Genomic DNA, 955 nt, shown 5'->3' on the forward strand with positions numbered 1-955 from the left:
TTAGCTTTCCAAGCCTCATGGTACTGACTTGGACTCATTTTGTGCAGACTTCCGTGGAAACGCCGTTGGTTGTAGAATTCAATGTATGTGTGTACTCTCTGGTAAGCTTCTTCAAATGTTTCAAAGTACTCCTTTGTGTATACATCTCTTTCAATAATGCTATGGAATGACTCAATGTATGCGTTCATGTTGGGCGTCTTGGGCGGTATGCGCTCGTGCTCGATCGGACGATTCTCGTCCAAACACATGTCACCAAACGCATGGCTAAGAAACTGAGGTCCGTTATCCGAACGTATGACTGGCGCGGCTTCTCCGGGCTTCAGACGAGTCTCTAGCGCGCGTTTTACAGTTGCACAAACATCCTTTGCATCACAGCTTGACCCTAGGTGATATCCAACAATATAACGATCAAATACATCAATCATGTCAAAAAGGAAGAAGAAACGATCATAGCCGTGTACATAGCCATATTTAATATCGATCTGCCAAAGTTGGTTCGGCCCAGTGACTAAACGGTTTTTGGCGATACGCCTTGGATGCTTAAACTTCTTATTTGGCTTGTTCTGAAGTAGCCCTAGCTTTTTGCAGAGCCTGTAAGCTTTCTTATGATTGAGGATAAGATCATGTTGCACATAAAGCGCATGAGCTAAATTACGGTAGCCGTAACCATGCTCCTCACCCTCAACGAGTTCCATTAGCCATTCTTCAATCTGTGCATCGCTAATCCTCAGATTGTCCGTCGTCAATGAGTATTTGGGAATGGGACGTCCTACAGCAACAGTCTCTTCTCCAAGTTTCGGTTGCTCGGTCAATCGCTTCTTTCTAGCATAATAGGTAGATTCAAGAACGCCGATTAGTCGTAGCACAGGTGCCGTTGCATAGCCCCGCTTAATCGTTTCATCGGCTATTTCAAGTTTGTCTTGTAAGCGGGGTTGCTCTTTTTTAGAAGTTCACG

The 955-nt window shown here is 44.8% G+C and carries 1 protein-coding gene; it reads right to left on the reverse strand.

What is annotated here, in order from left to right; genetic code table 11:
* Positions 1 to 866, reverse strand: an 866-nt coding sequence (locus HQN90_RS38050; protein ID WP_338042450.1) for an IS3 family transposase, incomplete at its 3' end; no start/stop codon positions are given.
* Positions 867 to 955 lie beyond the last annotated feature (89 nt).

It is taken from the genome of Paenibacillus alba, from assembly GCF_013204855.1.
Taxonomy (GTDB): Bacteria; Bacillota; Bacilli; order Paenibacillales; family NBRC-103111; genus Paenibacillus_E; species Paenibacillus_E alba.